The organism is Methylobacterium sp. WSM2598, assembly GCF_000379105.1.
In the GTDB taxonomy this organism is placed as follows: domain Bacteria; phylum Pseudomonadota; class Alphaproteobacteria; order Rhizobiales; family Beijerinckiaceae; genus Methylobacterium.
This window is the reverse complement of record NZ_KB900609.1, coordinates 2,927,228-2,946,147: the sequence shown is the minus strand read 5'-3', so window position 1 is coordinate 2,946,147 and position 18,920 is coordinate 2,927,228. Positions and strand designations below refer to the sequence as shown.

13 protein-coding genes are annotated in these 18,920 nt (G+C 73.3%); 5 read left to right on the top strand and 8 right to left on the bottom strand.

The features are described 5' to 3' along the window. Positions 1 to 25: 25 nt before the first annotated feature. The 3 genes from MET2598_RS0113755 to MET2598_RS0113745 all read right to left on the bottom strand — a co-directional run bounded on the left by MET2598_RS0113755 (position 26) and on the right by MET2598_RS0113745 (position 2,486). Entirely contained in the window at positions 26 to 1,633 is a 1,608-nt protein-coding gene (locus tag MET2598_RS0113755) for a peptide ABC transporter substrate-binding protein (RefSeq protein WP_012335046.1), read from the bottom strand. A gap of 14 nt (positions 1,634 to 1,647) precedes the next feature. Further along, positions 1,648 to 2,082: a GlcG/HbpS family heme-binding protein gene (locus MET2598_RS0113750; protein ID WP_012335045.1), complete on the bottom strand. Its 435-nt coding sequence runs from the start codon at positions 2,080 to 2,082 to the stop codon at positions 1,648 to 1,650. A gap of 158 nt (positions 2,083 to 2,240) precedes the next feature. Next, on the bottom strand, positions 2,241 to 2,486 hold the full coding sequence (locus tag MET2598_RS0113745) for a hypothetical protein (protein ID WP_012335044.1): 246 nt from the start codon (positions 2,484 to 2,486) through the stop codon (positions 2,241 to 2,243). A 198-nt stretch (positions 2,487 to 2,684) separates the two neighbouring features. Here MET2598_RS0113745 and MET2598_RS0113740 point away from each other — a divergent pair, with 198 nt between their 5' ends. Further along, complete coding sequence (locus tag MET2598_RS0113740; protein ID WP_012335043.1) at positions 2,685 to 2,897, top strand: hypothetical protein; 213 nt, start codon at positions 2,685 to 2,687, stop codon at positions 2,895 to 2,897. A gap of 262 nt (positions 2,898 to 3,159) precedes the next feature. On the opposite strand, the gene MET2598_RS0113735 is transcribed toward MET2598_RS0113740, so the two are convergent. Together MET2598_RS0113735 and MET2598_RS0113730 are read right to left on the bottom strand one after the other, a co-directional pair. Next, positions 3,160 to 4,191, bottom strand: coding sequence for a hypothetical protein (locus MET2598_RS0113735; RefSeq protein ID WP_012335042.1), 1,032 nt, complete (start codon positions 4,189 to 4,191; stop codon positions 3,160 to 3,162). Between the two features lie 43 nt (positions 4,192 to 4,234). Next, positions 4,235 to 7,330 (bottom strand): penicillin-binding protein 1A, encoded by a 3,096-nt coding sequence (locus MET2598_RS0113730; protein WP_018261216.1) that lies wholly within the window; start codon positions 7,328 to 7,330, stop codon positions 4,235 to 4,237. Between the two features lie 385 nt (positions 7,331 to 7,715). Here MET2598_RS0113730 and MET2598_RS0113725 point away from each other — a divergent pair, with 385 nt between their 5' ends. Next, positions 7,716 to 8,609, top strand: a complete 894-nt coding sequence (locus MET2598_RS0113725; protein ID WP_018261215.1) for a protein-L-isoaspartate O-methyltransferase family protein — start codon at positions 7,716 to 7,718, stop codon at positions 8,607 to 8,609. Positions 8,610 to 8,723: 114 nt separating this feature from the next. Here MET2598_RS0113725 and MET2598_RS0113720 read toward each other — a convergent pair whose 3' ends face one another. Then, positions 8,724 to 10,370, bottom strand: a complete 1,647-nt coding sequence (locus tag MET2598_RS0113720; protein WP_018261214.1) for a tyrosinase family protein — start codon at positions 10,368 to 10,370, stop codon at positions 8,724 to 8,726. A gap of 545 nt (positions 10,371 to 10,915) precedes the next feature. On the opposite strand from MET2598_RS0113720, the gene MET2598_RS0113715 reads away from it, so the two are divergent. From MET2598_RS0113715 to gyrB, 3 genes are all read left to right on the top strand, one after another. Continuing rightward, positions 10,916 to 11,557 (top strand): MBL fold metallo-hydrolase, encoded by a 642-nt coding sequence (locus MET2598_RS0113715; protein ID WP_018261213.1) that lies wholly within the window; start codon positions 10,916 to 10,918, stop codon positions 11,555 to 11,557. An 11-nt stretch (positions 11,558 to 11,568) separates the two neighbouring features. Continuing rightward, positions 11,569 to 12,543, top strand: a complete 975-nt coding sequence (locus MET2598_RS0113710) for an aldo/keto reductase (protein WP_018261212.1) — start codon at positions 11,569 to 11,571, stop codon at positions 12,541 to 12,543. A 170-nt stretch (positions 12,544 to 12,713) separates the two neighbouring features. Beyond that, entirely contained in the window at positions 12,714 to 15,140 is a 2,427-nt protein-coding gene (gene gyrB, locus MET2598_RS0113705) for a DNA topoisomerase (ATP-hydrolyzing) subunit B (protein ID WP_012335036.1), read from the top strand. Between the two features lie 6 nt (positions 15,141 to 15,146). On the opposite strand, the gene MET2598_RS0113700 is transcribed toward gyrB, so the two are convergent. Beyond that, complete coding sequence (locus MET2598_RS0113700) at positions 15,147 to 16,112, bottom strand: glycosyltransferase (RefSeq protein WP_012335035.1); 966 nt, start codon at positions 16,110 to 16,112, stop codon at positions 15,147 to 15,149. Positions 16,113 to 16,238: 126 nt separating this feature from the next. After that, a complete protein-coding gene (locus tag MET2598_RS0113695; RefSeq protein ID WP_018261211.1) occupies positions 16,239 to 18,623 on the bottom strand; it encodes a hypothetical protein in 2,385 nt (794 codons plus the stop codon). Between the last annotated feature and the right edge of the window lie 297 nt (positions 18,624 to 18,920).

Here is an 18,920-nt window from a genome sequence, read left to right as displayed (position 1 = left end):
GGCGGGCCCCCGCGGGGCGGGGCGCTCATCCGTCCAGCCAGAGGTAGCGGGTCGGGGAGACGCCGCGCAGGTTGGGCACGATGCCGCGCAGCCGCGGCGAGACCATGTGCTTGTGCCGGTAGTGCAGCAGCGGGATCCAGGGCAGGTCGGCGAGGAAGACCTCCTCCGCCCGGTGCAGCAGCCCGGCCCGCCGCGCGAGATCGACGGTCCCGGCCGCCTCGCGCATCAGCGCGTCGTAGGCCGGGTTGGCGTAGTGGCCCGAGTTGAAGCCGTCATTGTCGCTCTCGACCAGGAACAGGAAGTTCTGCGGGTCCGCGTAATCGGCGATCCAGGCGTAGCGGGCGAGGTCGAACGGTCCGCCGTCGCGCAGATGCGCGAAGTGGGTCTTGGCATCGGTGTTGACGAGGCGCGTGCTGACCCCGAGCGGCTGCCACATGTCGGCGATCGCCACCATGGTGTTCCGGTTGTTGTCGGTGGTGTTGTAGCGGATCTCGACGGGCAGCGGCCGCCCTCCCGGCCCGTATCCGGCCTCGCGCAGCAGCGCCACCGCGCGGTCCTCCCGCTCCAGGGGCGAGAGGTCCCGGCCCGGCATCTCGGGGGGCGGCAGGGCGTTGTCGAGCCCCGCCGGCGTCAGCGAGTAGGCCGGCAGCATCGACTCGCCCCAGACCGCCTCGGCCAGGAATTCCCGGTCGATGGCGAGCGACAGGGCCTGGCGGATCCGCCGGTCGCCGAGCGGCGCCCGGCGCAGGTTGACCATCAGCACCAGCACGCCGAGCGCCGGCGCGAGCCAGACCTGCTCGCCGAAGCGGGCCTTCAGGGCCCGGATCTGGTCGGCCGGCAGATCGCTCAGGGAATCGATCTCGCCGGCCGCGAAGCGCCGCACTGCCGCCGCGAGGTCCGGGGTCGGGATGTAGGCGATCTCGGGGATCCGCACGCGCCCGGCCTCGCGGAAATGCGGGTTGCGCGCCGCCGTGACCCGGTCGTTCGGCACGAAATCCGTCAGCCGGTAGGCGCCGTTCGAGACGAGCAGCCCGGGCCGGCTGAAGGCGTCGCCGTGCCGGGCGAGCGTTGGCCGGTGGATCGGCGAACTCGCCTGATGGGTCATCAGTTCGAGGAGGTAGGGGGTCGGCTGGGCGAGCGTGATCACCACCCGGCGCGGATCCGGCGCCGCGACGCCGATCCGCTCCACCGGCGCGGCGCCCCGGTTCGCCGCCTCCGCCCCGCGGATCGGGAACAGCACGTTGGCGTATTTGGCGCCGGTCGCCGGGTCGAGGATGCGGCGGAACCCGGCCAGGAAATCCTCCGCCACCACGGGGTCGCCGTTCGACCAGCGCCCGTCCGGGCGCAGGGTGAAGCTCCAGGTGAGGCCGTCCTCGGAGGTGGTCCAGCTCTCCGCCGCCCCGGGCACGATCCGCCCGGCCGCGTCGTAGCAGGTCAGGCCCTCGAAGAGGTCGAGGAGGATCGTGGCCTCCGCGAGGGTCGAGGAGCGGTGCGGATCGAGGGTTTCCGGATCGGCGTCGTTGCCGCGCCGGTAGAGGGCCGGCCCGGCCGCGCGCGCGCCGCGCGCCGCGGCCCCGAGGATGGCCCCGCCGCTCGCGGCGAGGAGGTCGCGGCGGCGCATGGCCGGGCGCATGGCCGGGCGCCCGCTCAGGCGCCGGTCTGGGCCTCGAACCCGGCGGCCTCGATGCCGGCCACGGCCGCGGTCTCGTCGTTGTCCGAGGTGTCCCCCGAGATGCCGACCGCGCCGATCACGTGGCCGTGGCGCTTGATCAGCACCCCGCCCGGCACCGGGACGAGCCCGGCCGGCCCGGCGAGGTGGGTCACCGCGGCGACGAAATAGGCCTGCGCCTCCGCCCGGGCGCCGATCGCCCGCGAGCCGAGCCCGAGGGCGAGCGCCCCGTTCGCCTTGCCGGCGGCGATCTCGGCCCGCTTCAGGCTGGTCCCGTCCTCGACGGACGCGGCCTTGAGCGCGCCGCGGGCGTCGAGCACCACCACCGCGAGCGGCTTCAGGTCGAGGCTGCGGGCGGTGGTGAGCGCCGTCGCCACGATGCTCTGGGCGGCGTCAAGGGTCAGGTCCGACATGCGATGTCCCGCTGCGAGGGGGCGGGCCGCGGCCCGCGATCGCCCCTGATCGCACAGCGCGCGGCAGGCGTCACCGGGTGGGGGAGGGGCCGGCCGACGCTCGCTCCCCGGAGCGGACCCGGATTCCGCTCAGCCGGCGAAACGGTCAGCCCGGCGCATCAGAACGGCGCGTAGTCGCCGCCATCCGTGATGACGTCGAGCGCCCGCTCGACCGAGGTCACCGCGTCGAGGAGCATCTGGACCGAGCGCTCGGTCTCGGGGCGCGGCCGTCCCAGGCTCGCCGTGCGGGCGCCGATGTCGTGCAACTGCTCGGCGATCGCCACGAGGTCGGAGACCACCGCGGCGACCTCGCGGGCGGAGACGTCGGGCGCCGTGCGGGCGCGCAGGGGAACGACATTGCTCATCGGCCCCGAATGTCGCGCAAAGGCTGCCCCCGCGCCAGGACGGAATCGCGGCTCTCCACGGGATTCCGGCGGCCGCGGCGCCCCGGCCACGCCCGCCGGCAAACCGCGCCGGCCGCCGCGCCGCGCCTTGACCGCGCCCCGTTCCCCCGCGAGGAGGGCGGCTCGCCGTCCGGCAGAACCGTCCCACAGGACCGACCGATGAAGCTCCCGCTCCTCCTCGCCGCCGGCGCCCTGGCCGCGCTGCTCCCCGCCTGCACCAGCATGGAAGCCGACCGCTCCGCCTTCAGCGAGACCTTCAGCACCCAGAACTACGTCCGCTCGAACGACACCAACGGCACGCAGCGCCGGCCGGACGTCAACCGCGCCTTCACGCAGCCCACCGTCCCGACCATCGGCAATCGCGGGCTCTGATCCGGGATCCGCTTGATCCAAGCGGATCCCGGCTCACGCGCCTGCGCGGCGCCTGAGCGCGGCGCCTGAGCGAAGCCGACATCCGCATGGCCGAAATCGGAGATGGCGAAGCCATCAACCGGATGTCGGATGAGCCGGGCGCTCGGCAGAATCGCCTGACGCGAGTCTGCCTCATTCGGTTTTCGCATCATGTTTCGCTGACGCGGACCTTCGGTTCGCCGCCGAACCCGGGGCCGCTTCGGCGCATGATGCGGGGGACCGATCACTCCTTGGCGAGCGCGTCCGCGAACGCCGCGATGCGGTTGCGGGCGTAGGTCGGCAGGCCCGCGCTGATCGAGTTGCCGGTGTTGAAGGAGGAATTCCCCATCAGCACCTGGGCCGGCAGCAGGTTGCGCAGCACCGGGACGCGCTCGTACTCCTTCTTGCGGTCGAGCACGTCCGCCTTGATGCCGAGCGCCATGGTGGCCGTCACCACCGTCTTGCCCGGATCGCCCGCGGCGGGCTGCAGCACCGCCAGGAACTTGCCGAAGCGCAGGATCTGGTTCACCCAGAAGATGTTCTGCTCCATCGCGCCCGCCACCGGAGCGTCGATCCGGGTGAGGCTCGCGAGCTTCCCCGCCTCCTCGGGCGGCAGGACCCGCAATTCGCTCTGGAACGAGACGAACTCGGCGATCTTCTTGCCGCCCTCCTCCAGCTTGTTGGCGAGCTTGACCCCGAGCGGCAGCTTGCCCTCCAGGTCGTAGCGCGACTCGATGCAGAGCGTGTCGGGCGCCGCGCACCACGGCCGGTCGGGCCGGCGCGCGAAGGCGGCCGCCGGGTCCCTGGTCGGCGTCGCGTCGGCCGGGTTGAGGGCCCTGTGCTTGATCGCCGGATCCATCCGGCCGAGGAAGCCGAGCGAGGCGAAGCGCTTGAGGTCGATGCGGTCGGCCGGGCGCGGCACCACGAAGCGCGCCTCGGCGAGGTAGACTTTCAGCGCCTCGTGCCGCGCCTTGGTGGTCCCGTTCACCGTCACCTTGTAGTCGGGCTCGACGTAGTCCGGGTAGGGCGAGAGGATCGCCTTCTGCACCGGCTGGTTGCGGCTCCACTCGGCGAAGGGGGTGAGGCCGCTCTCGGGGCTCGACGGGTTGTCCCGGTGATCGGTGAACAGGATCGTGTTCGGGGCGATCCCCCCGGCATCGAGGCCCGCGAGGCTCGGCACGTCCTTGGTGCGGTACTGGGCGAGGACCGGCGTCGCCGTCAGGGCGACGAGAAGGGGCGCGGCGACGCGGAGGCGGGCCGTGAGGCTGTGACGCACGGGCGGGACTTCCTTGAGATTCGGGGGCCGGGGGGCCGCACCGTCAATAGGTCGGATCTTCCCCAAAGAGATAGTCGGGATCGCGGCGGCGCGGCCGGCGGTAGCCGTCGTCGTCGCCGAAGGGCGAGCGGGCCGAGGGGCCCGGCCAGATCGGCTCGGGGGCCGGCACCGGCTGCGCCCGGCGGATCGGCGGCGGGCCGCCGAAGAGCTGCCGCCCGATCTCCCCGAACGGGTCGTAGCGGTCGTCGTCCGGCTGCCGCACGTCCGCCGGACGCCGCGCCTCGTCCCGCCGCCGCGGCTCGTCGAACGGGTTGGCGTCCTCGGGCCGGCCGCCATCCACCACGTCGCCGTCCTGGTCGACGTCCGGCCGCATGGCGTAGACCGATTCCTGCGGCACGAGGCTGAACCGGGTGTCGGCGAGGCGTCCGTCGGGCTGCAGGCGGAAATGCTCCATGAAGCCGCCCCCCGCCACCCGGCTGCCGGAATAGAGGTCGATCGGCGCGTCCGCGATCAGGCGCCGCGCCTCCGGGCTCGGCGGGGCGAGGGGTGATTTCGGCACCCCGTTCGCCCAGGCGGCCTGGAGGATCTGGGCGAAGACCGGCACGGCGAGGTGCCCGCCGGTCTGGCCGCGCCCGAGCGTGCGGCGCCGGCCATCCGCGTTGTCGTAGCCGATCCAGACCACGATGGTGATCTCGTTGGTGAAGCCCGCGAACCAGGCGTCGTTCTCGTCCTCCGAGGTGCCGGTCTTGCCGGCCACGTAGGGGGCGAAGCGCGCGAGGGCCGCCGCCGTGCCGCGCTGGGTCACGCCCTGGAGCAGGCTCTTGATCTGGTAGAAGGCGACCCGGTCGGCCGAGCCGATGCGGGCGAGCGGGCGCTCCGCGTGCCGGTAGACGGAGGTCTCGCCCTGCGCGACCGATTCGAGGGCGTAGGGGCTCGGCCGCTCGCCCTCGTTGGCGATGGCCGCGTAGAAGGCCGCGAGGTCGATCATCCGCACCGGCTGGGCGCCGAGCACGAACGGGTAGTAGCGCTCGCACTCGGCGTAGAGCTGGGCTTCGAGGGCGATGTCGCAGACCCGCTTCAGGCTCTGCTCCGGCCGCTCGGCGATGCCGCCGCGCAGGAGCTGGGCGGTGACGAGGTTCTTCGAGTGCTCCAGGCCGCGCCGCAGCGTGGTCGGGCCGGAGCCGCCGCCCTCGTAGTTCTTGGGCGACCAGGACTGGCCGACCCCGCCGATCGGCGGCAGCGTCACGGCCGCGTCCATCACCAGCGTGTTGGGCTGCAGCCCGGCATTGAGCGCCGCCAGGTAGGTGAGCGGCTTGAGGGTCGAGCCCGGCTGGCGGACGCTCTGGGTCACCCGGTTGAGCTGGCTCAGCGGGTAGGAGAAGCCGCCCGCCATGGCGAGGATGCGCCCGGTTCGGTTCTCCAGCACCACGGCCGCGCCCTGGACCTGGGGGCGGACGCGCAGGTCGGCCCGCGGCGCGCCCTTTCCCTCCCGAAGGGCGACCCGCACCACGTCGTAGGGGGCGAGCCGGCCCCGGGCGAGGCCCGGATTGAGGCTGGCGACGCGCCCGTCCGCGAGGCCGACGCGGGGCGCCGCGCCCTTGGCGCCGGTGTCGAGCACCACGGCGAGGGGCCAGTGCACGTCGTAGAGCGGCGCGCGGGCGCTCTCGAGCGCACGCTGCCAGGCCGGTTTGGGCCCGGCCGGCCTCGCCGGCGCCTTCGCGGCCTTGCCGCCCTTGGCCGGTCCGCCCTTGGCCGGGCCGCCGCCGCTGGCCGGACCGCCGCCGCTGGCCGGGCCGCCGGCCTGCTGCGCGGCGGGCGCCGGCTCGGGCGGTGCCGCCGCGGCCGGCGCGGCGGCGGCCTCGATGCGCTTGACCGCGTCCGCGAGGTTGAATTCCGGCCCCTCGAAGCGGGAGCGGCCGGTCGCCGCCTCGTAGCGCGCCAGCGCGTCCTGGAGGATCGACTCGGTCGCGGTCTGAAGCCCGGCATTGAGCGTCGTGCGCACCGTGTAGGCGTTGGCGGTGAGCGCGTCGAGGCCGGCGAGGGAGCGCGCCTCGCGGCCGAGATGGTCGACGTAGTAGAAGCCGGCCTCCTGGCGCGTGCGCTCCAGCGGCACGAGGCCGAGGTCGCTCCGCAGCGCCTCGTTCATCGCCGCCTCGTCGATCACGCCCTCCTCCTTCATGCGGGAGAGGACGTAGGCGCGCCGCTCGCGGGCGCGGTCGGGATACTTGTCGGGGCTGTAGTAGTTCGGTCCCTTCGGCATGCCCGCGAGCAGGGCCGCCTCCGGCACGGTCAGGTCCTTGACCGACTTGCCGAAGTAGCTGCGCGCGGCCATCTCGACCCCGTAGGCGCCGCGGCCCAGATAGATCCCGTTCAGGTAGAGGCCGAGGATCTCGGGCTTCGTCATCACCTGCTCGGCGCGGACCGCCACGATCATCTCGCGGATCTTGCGCTCGTAGGTGACGTCGTCGCCCACCGACAGGTTCTTCACCACCTGCTGGGTGATGGTGGAGCCGCCCGCCGGCCGGCCCGGCGAGGCGAGGTTGCCGATGAAGGCCCGGATCACCCCGCGCTCGTCGATGCCCCTGTGGCTCTCGAAGCGCTTGTCCTCGGCGGCGATGAAGGCCTTCTGGACCAGCACGGGGATCTGGGTGATCGGCACGGCGATGCGCCGCCCGTTCGGCTCGGCGGTCTCCGAGAAGCGATTGCCGCGCCCGTCCAGGATCGTGCTCACGCCCGGCAGCCGGAGGGTCTTGAGCGCGCTCGCGTCGGGCAGGCCCTCCACCGCCCTGTTGTAGAACTCGATCACGGCCTTCGCCTCGAAGGGGGCGTTGGGCGGGTTCTCGTTCTTGCAGAACTGCTTGTAGCTCGTGTTGAGTTCGCCGATGTCGAGGCCGTGCAGGATCTTGGCCTCGCCCGCGATCGCCTTGGGGTCCTCCATCGCGGTCGAGATCAGGTCGTCGAGGTTGATGTCCTCGATGTCGAAGGCCTTGCGCATGTGGGCGCAGCCGTCGCGCAGGATGCGCACCACCTCGGGCCCGTCCTTGGCGGGATCGAACTGGGTGCGGATCGCCTCCGGCCGGGTGGTCGCCTGGCTGAGCGTCAGCGCGGTGGCGAAGAGCTTGATGAGGATCGCGTTCATGGACCTTGCGCCCGGCCGGTCAGGGCTGACGCGGCAGGAAACGGCCGGGGACCTGAAGGGGACCTGTACAACGCGGCCCTTTTAAGGTCGGGTCCCGCGGGTCGGGAGGCTGCGATGGCCCGCGGACAGGCGTTGCGCGGGCCGGATTGGGCGCCGGGCAGGAGCCGCGTGCGGCCGCGAGCGGGCCTCCCGGCGGCCCGGACGTCGCCGGCGCGACACGAATCCTGTTTCCGGTCCCGAACAGCCTCCAGAGCGGCACCCGATCACGTTGCAACCGGGTGCCGCTCTAGATCTTTGATCTTGCCGGATTTTCTGCGACGAACCGGCATCCACTTCGTCGGAAAATGCTCTAGGCTGCCGCACCACCGAGCAGAAGGGCTCCGCGATGGCCGACCTGAGCCGCCCGCGCGCCACCTACGCGGCCGCCGTCGCGGCCCGCGCGGGGACCCGCGATCCCGCCCTGATCCGCGCCTTCGCGACCGTGCCGCGGGAGGCCTTCTGCGGGCCCGGACCCTGGCGGGTGATGGGCGAAGAGGGGATCGAGTGGGTGCCGGCCGGGGATCCGGCCGGGCTCTACCGCGACGTGCTGGTGTCGCTGCTCCCGGAGGAGGGCATCAACAACGGCGAGCCGAGCCTGCACGCGACCGCGCTCGCGGCGGCGGCGCCGCGCCCGGGCGAGCGGGTGGTGCAGGTGGGCGCCGGGGGCGGCTACTACACGGCGATCCTGGCCGAACTGGTCGGGCCCGGAGGCCGCGTCGAGGCCTACGAGATCGAGCCGAGCCTGGCCCGGATGGCCGCCGCGGCCCTGTCCGCCTATCCCCAGGTGCGCGTGCAGGCCCGCTCCGGGACGGAGGGGGCGCTGCCGGAGGCGGACCTCATCGTCGTCAATGCGGGCGCGACCGAGCCGCTCGCCCCGTGGCTCGACGCCCTCTCGGAGACCGGGCGCCTGATCGTGCCGCTGACTCCCGACCGGGGCTGGGGCGGGCTCCTGCTCGCGGGCCGCCGCGGCCCGGGCGCACCCGCCGAGATCCTCGACGCGCGCTTCCTGTCGCGCACCCGCTTCGTGCCCTGCCTGGGGGCCCGCAGCCCCGAGGGCGAGCGCCGCCTCGCCGCCGCCCTGGCCGGGGGCGGGATGGAGCGGGTGCGCAGCCTGCGCCGCGGACCGGTGCCCGACGACGAGGCGTGGCTCGCCGGGGAGGGCTGGTGGCTGTCGCGGCGCGCCCCGAGCGACCCGGATCGTCCCGTCGCTCAAGCGGGCGGCTCGCCGCCCGGCGCCTGACCCGCGACCGGGCGGCCGGGACGCTGCAGCCATCCGGCCCTCCCGGGGGACCGGCGCCGTCGAGGAGATCGACCCCCGCGCAGGTGGGGGCGATCCGCCTCGCGCCGCCCGCGCTCAGGGCGTCAGGGTGGCGCCGTCGAAGGTGACGTAGGTCGCCTCGCCCACGCTGTCGGCGCCGAGCGTGGTGATCGTCACGGTGATCGGTCCGCGGTCCCAGAGCCCCTTCGCCTCCTGGGCCGCCAGGATCGCGCCCACCTCGATGCGCAGGTCGGCCCGCGCCGGGGCGGCGTGGTCCGCGTGCCCCGTCCCGTGCCCGTGGGCGATCGGCAGGCCCGTGGCGAGGTCGAAGTTGAAGAAGTTGAGGGTGGTCACGTAGTAGGGGTCGTTGAGCTGCGGCGCCGTGCCCTTGGGCAGGTTCACGAAGACGCTGAGGGGGGCCGGCGGGCGCCGCCGCAGCCTCACGCCTTCGAGGACGAGCGTGGCGGACCCGCCGTCGCGCGCGACGGGGCTCGCGGCGCGGGGCTCGACTCCCGCCGCGCCCGGCTCCGGGGCGAAGGTCACGGTGGCGCCGCCGGCCCCGACCGCGAAAGCCTTCGTGCGCATCGCGGCCTCCACGATCGCGGGGGCAGGCCGCGGCGCGGCGCTCGGGGAGAGCGCCGCGACCTGGACCGGCGACGGCTTGACCAGCGTGTCGTAGCCGTAGCCGAGCTTGGCCGTGTCGATCGCGTCGCCGAGTCGAACCCGGACGAGGTCGCCGGACCCGTCCACGAACCAGGCCGGCTGATCCTTCCAGGTCGACTCGCTCGGCTGCATGGGCAGGTCGCCCCAATTGTAGGTCGAGCCGGGCAGCGCCTCCCAGGAGGCGTAGAGCCGGTCGACCTGGCAATGGTGGACGAAGAAGATCGGATCGCCCGCCGCCGAGGGGATGTTGCCCATCCACCCGCCCACGCCGAGGTGCACCATGTCGTGCGGCGCGTTCTCGAGCCGCCCGGTCATGCCGAGCGCGGCGTAGCCCGGCTGCGACGGACCCATGGGGATCGCATTGGTGTCGGAGGGGAACATCTCCTTGGTGGAGAGGGCCGGGATGTAGTTGATGAGGGAGAACGGCATGTAGCCGCCCGCGTTCATGGCGACGTTCTGCGCGCCGTCGCCCTGCGGGGTGGAGAAGCCGACCCCGCGGTCGTCGAACATCAGCGAGGGATAGTCCTGGTTCCGGAACCCCGGCGGAAGCTGCAGCGTCGCGTTCGGACCGGAACCGTAATTCCAGTAGGGCAGCAGGAAGTTCGGATCCTTGCACATCACCCGGCACACGCGCTCGAAGTAGTACATGTACCAGCGATGCCAGGTCGCGAAATAGGGGCTCGCATGCGTGCAGGTGCCCCAGCACTTCAGCGCCGCCTCCTTCCAGGCGGCGGCCGGGCTGCCGGCGGGCGGGTTGCCGTAGATCTCGTCGATGCGGGTCTTCAGCGCGGGCGTGCCGGACGGGAGCCCTCCGGAAAAGGCCGGGTCGAAGGGATTGGCCGGCACGGCGTGGATGTAGGACTGGAAGGTCCAGCTCTGCGGCTGCGGCGGGTAGTTGATCGCCGGGTCCTGCATCGCCTGCACGGCGGCGGCGTAGAGCGCGAGCATCTTCTTTCCGGTCGGCGAGGCCAGGTCCGGGCGCAGGCGCGGGCGCAGCACCTGCGCATCCGCCCCGCCCGTCGCCGCGATCATGCCCGCCGCCACTCCGCCTGCGATCACCTCACGCCGGGTCGCCGTCATGTCAAGTTTCTCCGCCATGATCTTCCAGCCTTTTGCAGACGAACGATCTCTCTTCATCGCAGAAATAGGTTTTCCTGCGAGAATGATTGCGTTCATATTCGATCCAGGTGATTATTTCGTCCCGGATCTGGATATTGCCAGCCAAATATTGTAGATTTCATTCTCACACTGAAGCAAGAATCCAGCGATGGCGTGACATATCGTGTGCACACAAACGCCGAAGTTGTTCCGTGTTGGTGAGACTTACCTAAGGTTACGACTAGGAGAACCTACTGCGAGCGACGACGATTGACAACCGACGATCGTTCGCGGCCGCGAAATTTCCAGGATCGGTGGCGGTGGCCGGGGCCGGGCGGCCTCGGGGCGCCGCGAGGCGGCCTTGCGGGCGTCTTTCCGGGCGCCTTGCCGGGCGTCTTTCCGGGCGCCTTGCCGGGCGCCTTGCCGGGCGCCTTGCCGGGCGCCTTGCCGGGCGCCTTGCCACGCGAGGTGCTCCGCGTCAGCTTCTCGGCTAAAAGACCGGGAGCCATCTCCGCCGACGGATCTCCATGCCGAGCACGCCCCGCGCCGCCATCATCCCGGTCACGCCCTTCCAGCAGAACTGCACCCTGCTCTGGTGCGAGGCGACCAAGCGCGCCGCCGTGATCGATCCCGGGGGCGACCTCGACCGGATCCTCGCCGCGATCGAGAAGGCCGGCGTCACGGTGGAGAAGATCCTGCTCACCCACGGCCACATCGACCATGCGGGCGGGGCCGCGGAGCTGCGCGAGCGCCTCGGCGTCACCATCGAGGGGCCGCACGAGGCCGACAAGCCGCTCCTCGACCGGCTGCCCGGGACCGGCGCCGCCTACGGCATCGAGGGCGCGCGCGCCGTCACCCCGGACCGCTGGCTCGCCGAGGGGGACGTGGTGACGGTCGGGGACCTCTCCTTCGACGTGCTGCACTGCCCCGGCCACTCCCCCGGCAGCGTCGTGCTGGTGAGCCGCGAGGCGCGCTTCGCCCAGGTGGGCGACGTCCTGTTCCGCGGCTCGGTCGGCCGGACCGACCTGCCGGGCGGCGACCACGCCGCGCTGATCGCCTCGATCAAGACCAAGCTCCTGCCGCTCGGCGACGACGTCGTCCTCATCCCCGGCCACGGGCCGACGAGCACGATCGGCCAGGAGCGCCTCGACAACCCCTTCCTTCAGTGAGCCTTCGCCCCATGGAGCTTCGTCCCCTCGGCCGCTCGGGCCTCTCCGTCCCGCCGCTCTGCTTCGGCGGCAACGTCCTCGGCTGGACCGCGGACGAGCCGACCTCCTTCGCCATCCTCGACCGGCTGCTCGACCAGGGCTTCACCTTCATCGACACCGCCGACGTCTACTCGCGCTGGGTGCCGGGCCACGCCGGCGGCGAATCCGAGACGATCCTCGGGCGCTGGATGGAATCGCGCGGCTGCCGCGACCGCATCGTGCTCGCCACCAAGGTCGGCATGGACATGGGGGAGGGCCCGGCGGGCGAGGCCCGCAAGGGCCTGAGCGGCGCCTCCATCGCGCGCGCCGTCGAGGAATCGCTGCGCCGCCTGCGCACCGACCGCATCGACCTCTACCAGTCCCACGAGGACGATCCCGAGACGCCGATCGAGGAGACGCTCGGCGCCTACGACCGGCTGATCCGGGCCGGCAAGGTGACGGCGATCGGCGCCTCCAACTTCTCCGCCGCGCGGCTGCGGGAGGCCCTCGCCGTCGCGGCCCGGACCGGCCTGCCGCGCTACGAGTGCCTGCAGCCGGAATACAGCCTCGCCGAGCGCGGCTACGAGGCGGAGCTGGAGCCGCTCTGCCGCCGGGAGGGGATCGGCGTGATCTCCTACTTTTCCCTGGCGGCCGGCTTCCTGACCGGCAAGTATCGCGCGGCGGGGGCCGCCGCCGGCCGCGCCCGCGAGGGGCGCGTCTCGCCCTACCTCACCCCGAAGGGCTTCGCGCTCCTGCGCGAGCTCGACGCGGTCGCGCAGGCGCACGGCGCCACGCCCGCGCAGGTCGCGATCGCCTGGCTGGTGGCGCGGCCCGGCCTCACCGCGCCGATCGCCAGCGCCACCTCGGTGGCCCAGCTCGACGAGCTGATCGCCGGGGCGCGGCTCACCCTCGACCCGGCCGCCGTCGCGCGCCTCGACGCGGCGAGCCGGGGCGGCCTCAGGGCCTGAATTTCCGCCCCCTTAACCGGGGATTGCGATACCGGTCCGGGCGCCCCTGCGGCGCCCGAAACCGGTGCAATCTCAACGCGGAATGCTTATCTAAGACTCGACAATTGTTGCGGCGGCGCTCCCCCTTCCGGCGTCCCACGCCCCCGGCGCCCGCCCGATCAGGAACCGACATGGCCGAACCCGCCCGCGATCTGACCCCCGACACCTACGGCGCCGATTCCATCAAGGTCCTCAAGGGCCTCGACGCGGTGCGCAAGCGGCCCGGCATGTATATCGGCGACACCGACGACGGCTCGGGCCTGCACCACATGGTCTACGAGGTCGTCGACAACGCCATCGACGAGGCCCTGGCCGGCCACGCCACGCTGGTGACCGTGACGCTCAACCCGGACGGCTCCTGCACGGTCTCGGACAATGGCCGCGGCATTCCCACCGACATCCACGCGGAGGAGGGGGTCTCGGCCGCCGAGGTCATCATGACCCAGCTCCACGCGGGCGGGAAGTTCGACCAGAACTCCTACAAGGTCTCGGGCGGCCTGCACGGGGTCGGCGTCTCGGTGGTGAACGCGCTCTCGACCTGGCTGCGCCTGCGCATCTGGCGCGGCGGCCAGGAGCACGCGATGGAGTTCCGCCACGGCGACGCGGTGGCGCCGCTCGCCGTCGTCGGCCCGGCCGGGGACCGGCGCGGCACCGAGGTCACCTTCCTGCCCTCGACCGAGACCTTCTCGATGGTCGAGTTCGACTACGCGACGCTGGAGAAGCGCCTGCGCGAACTCGCCTTCCTGAATTCGGGCGTGCGCATCGTGCTGACCGACGCCCGCCACGCCGAGCACAAGCGCGAGGAACTGGTCTACGAGGGCGGCGTCGAGGCCTTCGTGCGCTACCTCGACCGCACCAAGACGCCGCTCGTCGCCAAGCCGGTGGTGGTCCGCGCCGAGCGCGACGGGATCAGCGTCGAAGTCGCCCTGTGGTGGAACGACAGCTATCACGAGACGGTGCTGCCCTTCACCAACAACATCCCGCAGCGGGACGGCGGCACCCACATGGCGGGGTTCCGGGCGGCGCTGACGCGCCAGATCACCGGCTACGCCGAATCCTCCGGCATCGCCAAGAAGGAGAAGGTCACGCTCACGGGCGACGATTGCCGCGAGGGCCTGACCGCGATCATCTCGGTGAAGGTGCCGGACCCGAAATTCTCCTCGCAGACCAAGGACAAGCTGGTCTCCTCCGAGGTCCGCCCGGTCGTCGAGGCGGTGCTCGGCGAGGGATTGTCGAACTGGCTGGAGGAGAATCCGGGCGAGGCGCGCACCATCGTGGGCAAGGTGGCCGAGGCCGCCGCCGCCCGCGAGGCCGCCCGCAAGGCCCGCGAGCTCACCCGCCGCAAGGGCGCCCTCGACATCGCCTCGCTGCCGGGCAAGCTCGCCGATTGCCAGGAGCGCGACCCGTCGAAGTGCGAGATCCTGCTCGTCGAGGGTGACTCGGCCGGCGGCTCGGCCAAGCAGGGCCGCGACCGCACCTTCCAGGCGGTGCTGCCGCTGCGCGGCAAGATCCTCAACGTCGAGCGCGCCCGCTTCGACAAGATGCTGTCGAGCCAGGAGATCGGGACGCTGATCACGGCGCTCGGCACCGGCATCGGCCGCGAGGAGTTCAACCCCGACAAGCTGCGCTACCACCGCATCATCATCATGACGGACGCGGACGTCGACGGCTCGCACATCCGCACCCTGCTGCTCACCTTCTTCTTCCGGCAGATGCCGGAGCTGATCGAGCGCGGGCACCTCTACATCGCGCAGCCGCCGCTCTACAAAGCCTCGAAGGGGCGCTCGCACCTCTACCTGAAGGACGAGCGCGCGCTGGAGGATTACCTGATCGACGGCGGCGTCGAGGGCGCCTCCCTGCGGCTCGCCACCGGCGTCGCCTTCGCGGGTCCGCAGCTCAAGGCGCTGGTCGACGAGGCGCGCGGGGTGCGCACCATCCTGCACGGGCTCCACACCCGCTACGACCGCACCGTGGTCGAGCAGGCGGCGATCGCCGGGGCGCTGCGCCCGGCGCTGGCCGAGAACCCGGCCGAGGCGGAGGTCGTGGCCGACGAGGTCGCCCGGCGGCTCAACGCCCTCTCGGACGAGATCGAGCGCGGCTGGGAGGGCGAGGCGCGGGCCGGCGGCTACGTCCTGTCGCGGACCCTGCGCGGCGTGCGGCAGGTGGCGGTGCTCGACGAGGCGCTGATCTCCTCGCAGGAGGCCCGCCGCCTCGACGAGCGCACGGATTCCCTGCGCCAGATCTACGACGCGCCGGTCACCCTGCAGCGCAAGGGCGAGGAGGTCGTGCTGCACGGCCCCGTGGCCCTGTTCGAGACCACGATGGCGCTCGGCCGCAAGGGCCTCCAGCTCCAGCGCTACAAGGGCCTGGGCGAGATGACCGCCCAGCAGCTCTGGGAGACGACCCTCGACCGCGACGTGCGCTCGCTGCTGCAGGTCAAGGTCAAGGACACGACCGACGCCGACGACCTGTTCGTGAAGCTGATGGGCGACGTGGTCGAGCCGCGCCGCGAGTTCATCCAGGAGAATGCGCTGAACGTCGCCAACCTCGACGTGTAGCCCGCGTCAGGACCGGCGCGGCTGCCCGGCGCGGCCGCCCGCCGCGACCCGGTGCCCGGCCGGCGCGGGCCGGAACCGGCGGCCCGGGGGCCCGAGCCGGAGGGTCGCGCCGTCCCGCACCGCGCACCAGAGCGCCGAGCGGATCTCGCGCGAGGCCCGCGCCCGGACCAGGTAGGCGGCGATCCGGAGCGGCAGGGCCAGCAGCATCCGGGCCTTGAGGCGCGCCGGCACGTGGGCGAGCCGCAGCAGCGCGAGCTGGTTGCGGATCGCCGTGTAGACGCGCGCGGGCGGCTGGTCGGCGAGACGCAGCCCGAAGGGGAGCCGGATCACCCCGCGCCCGAGGGCGTGCGCCATCGGCTCGTCCTCCGCCCGCCAGACCGTGAACCCGGCGGCGGCGGCCCGCAGGCACCACTCGACGTCGATCCCGTCGATGAAGAAGTCGCTGCGGAACGGGCCGACCGCGTCGAGGGCCTCGCGGCGGATCAGCGATCCGGACGAGATCGCGAAGGCCACCGGGACGAGGCGGCCCTCCGCCGCGCGGCCGGCGAGCGGGGGCGGCGCCTTCAGGGGCGCGCCGCCCGGCCCGACCGGCCGCGGCCCCAGCAGGGCCGGCCGCTCGCCCGCCGCCTCGAGCGCCGCGAACCCGGCCCGCAGGGCGGCGACGCAGCCCGGCCCGGGCAGGCTGTCCTGGTCGAGGAGGAGCACGAAGCCGAACCCGCCCGCCCGCGCCCGCGAGGCGAGCCCGTTATAGGCGGCGCCGAGCCCCTCGTTGCCCGCGGCGCGCCGCACGCGCAGCGGCGTCGGCCCGGACACCTCGCCGAGTTGCGCCGCGAGGGCGTCCGGCAGGTCGGAATTGGCGACGATCAGGATCTCCTCGACCTGGGGCGCGATCCGCCCGACGAGCCGGGTGAGTTCGAACGGATCGGGGTGATAGGTCACGATCCCGGCGAGCACGCACCGGTTGGCGGTCATGGGATGAGCTCCGTCGCGGCGCCGCGCGCCCTCGCATGACCTTACGTCAGTTTGGCGCTGGGGCCCAGAGCGGCGCTCGCGCGCCGGCGCGGCGGGCCGGCCGCCCGGTCCCCCGCGCCGGGGGCCTCACGGAATGCCGAGATGCGTCAGCAGCCGCCCGTAGGCGGCCCGGTTCGCCGGGTGGCAGAGCTGGCTGTCGAGGTAGGCCTGGACGGCGCCCGACAGCCACCAGCTCATCGACAGGTCCTTGATGCGGTCGACCGACCCGCCGCCCCGGGCCGTCTCCGGCGCGCGCGCGAGGGCGCAGCCGGGTTCCTTCGCGCCCGGCGCCACCGCGTCGTAGACCTGGAACGACAGCACCTCCTCGACCGCCGATGAGGCGTGCTGGGCGGTCCAGAGGGCGACCGCCGCGTGGCCGTCGCGGGTCGCCAGGATGGTCCTGAACGGGGCCAGGAGGCCGTCGACGAATTCCTGCCGCCGCGGCGAGCGTTGCGCCACGTCGCCTTCGCCGGAGGATTCCGAGGTCGGGTTGTTGGTGACGTGCAGGATGACGGCCTTCGGGAAGCCCGGCCACACCGCCTGCATGGCCTCGGCGAGCTGGCGCGCCGAGGTCAACCCGTCATTCTCGAAGTAGCCGCCATCGACCAGGAGGTCGACCGCGTCCCCGAGCGACCCGGCCGCCTCGGCGCGCCTGCGGATCACGGCGTGGGGCGAGATCACCGGGAAGCGGGCGCTCGCCGTCGCGGCCGAGGACAGGCGCAGGGCCGCCACCGCGCCGGTCGCCGCCGGCGCCCCGTCCGCGCAGCTTCGCCCGGCGCCGAGGGTCTCGAACAGGTCGACGGCGGTCGGGAACAGGGGCGCGTCCGCGCCCCCGTCGCACCGGAACGGCAGCAGGTCGGAGACGAGGGAGCGGCGGCCGTCCAGCACCGAGGTCGTGTTGAGGATGAGGCGCGGCGCCCAACGCTCCGGCCCCGCCGGTTCCTCCCCGAGCGCCCGCGCCAGCCCGCCGTCCCGGCTCCCCTCCGGCCCGACCAGCGCCCGGTACTGGTCCTCGAAGGCCCTCTCCAGCAGGACGGCCCGGTCGGCCATTCCCACGAGGTCGTGGAGCGGGAAGCCGAACAGGTCGCGGAAGGCCAGGCCCACGAAGGGACGCGACAGGAAGTCCCCGGCGGTCAGGGCCTGCAGGCACTCCTTCCAGGTATAGGGCCCGGTCGGGCGCGCGTCGTGGCGGAACCAGGCGCGGCCGACCCGCCCGCAGGGCGCGCCGCCGTCCGGCCGGGCGTCGTCCAGCGCCGCCCGGATGAAGGCCGCGCCGACCGAGCCGCCCGACACGCCCGAGATCGCGAAGAGCCGCCGGCGCAGGTCGACGCGCTCGTCCGCCAGGATGTCGCCCACCACGGTGGCGGTGAAGAAGGCGGCCCGGCTCGCCCCGCCCGCGCTCGCCAGGATGACCGGCCGCGCCCGGCAGGGTTGCGGGTCGTCCGGGCGGCAATTGAGGCGCAGCCAGCGCTCCATCGCCTCCCTCAGCCCCGGGCGGACCGTCCCGGGCCCGTCGAGGCGCCTCAGGTCGTGGAAGTCGCGGACGGCGCCCGTCCCGAGGAAGAGGCCGAGGACGAGGAGCGCGATCACCGGTAGGCGCAGGGCGTGCGAGAGCGCCGACAGGAAGGCGAGCAGCGACACGGGCAGGCCCAGCATCAGCACCACGAACAGGGCGCGGGGCGTGACGGTCTCGAGCAGCCCGGGCAGCGCGACGGCGATGCCCCAGACGCCGACCAGGAAGGCCAGCAGGAGGAAGGCGACGGCGTCCCCCCTGACGCCGGCCCCGCCGCCGCGCCTGCGCCGCCCCTCGGGCGTCGCGAGGGCGAAGAACCAGAACGGGGTCGGCTCGCTGAGGAGGCTGCCGCCCTCCCCGGTGACGACGTCGTGCAGGTAGGCCGGCCAGGGCTCCCGGCGCAGCCCCGGCTCGGCCAGCCGCCGCCGCAGCACCACGTAGGCCGCGTACAGCACCGCGACGACGGCCAGGAATCCCAGGAGGCGCCGCGGATCCGGCAGGTCGAGGGCCCTTCGCGCCGGGGCGAGGTCGGCGGCCGCGCCCGCGATGCCGAGCCACACCGCGGCGAGGCACAGGAGGCCGAGGAGGCGCGGCACCCAGGCGGCGGGCCAGCGGTAGCGCTCGGCGAGGGCGTGCCGGCAGGCCCCGGCGAGCGGCAGCGGGGTCCCGGGCTCGGCCCAGGCCTGCTGCTCCAGCACCTTGCGCGCCGCGTAATGGACGATCAGGGCCCAGGCCAGGACCATGGCGAAGAACCCGGTCCAGTAGAGGCCGTAGGGCTGGCTCTCCATGAACAGGTCCCGGGCGGGGCCGGCGAGCGTGAACAGGACGAGGCCGGCAAGGGCGCTGGCCGCGCTCGCCCGGCAGACCCAGAGCACCCGCAGCCAGCGCAGGACCCCGTCCCAGGCCCGGGAGAGGGGCGCGCGCGGCCCGTCGTCACGGTGATCGCTGGCGTGACCCATCGGCGCTCCCTCGCGTCGGGCCGCGCGGCCGGGTCCGGCCCGCCGCGCGCCCCTCAGGGCCTTTCGAGACTGACCTTCGCCGCGGGCTCTCGGTCTCGGACCGGCATCCGCCGAGGCGCCGCCCGCGCAGGCCCGAACAGGGGAGAGCCCCGCAGCGATCCATGCCGCAGAGGCGCCGCCCTTGCGCCCGCCCATCATCGATGCTGCGCGACGAGAGTTTCGCCACCGCGCCCGCGAGAACCGAGGTTACGCCCGTATCGGACGGTGTCAACAGCTGCCGAAGCAACGCGTCGCGGG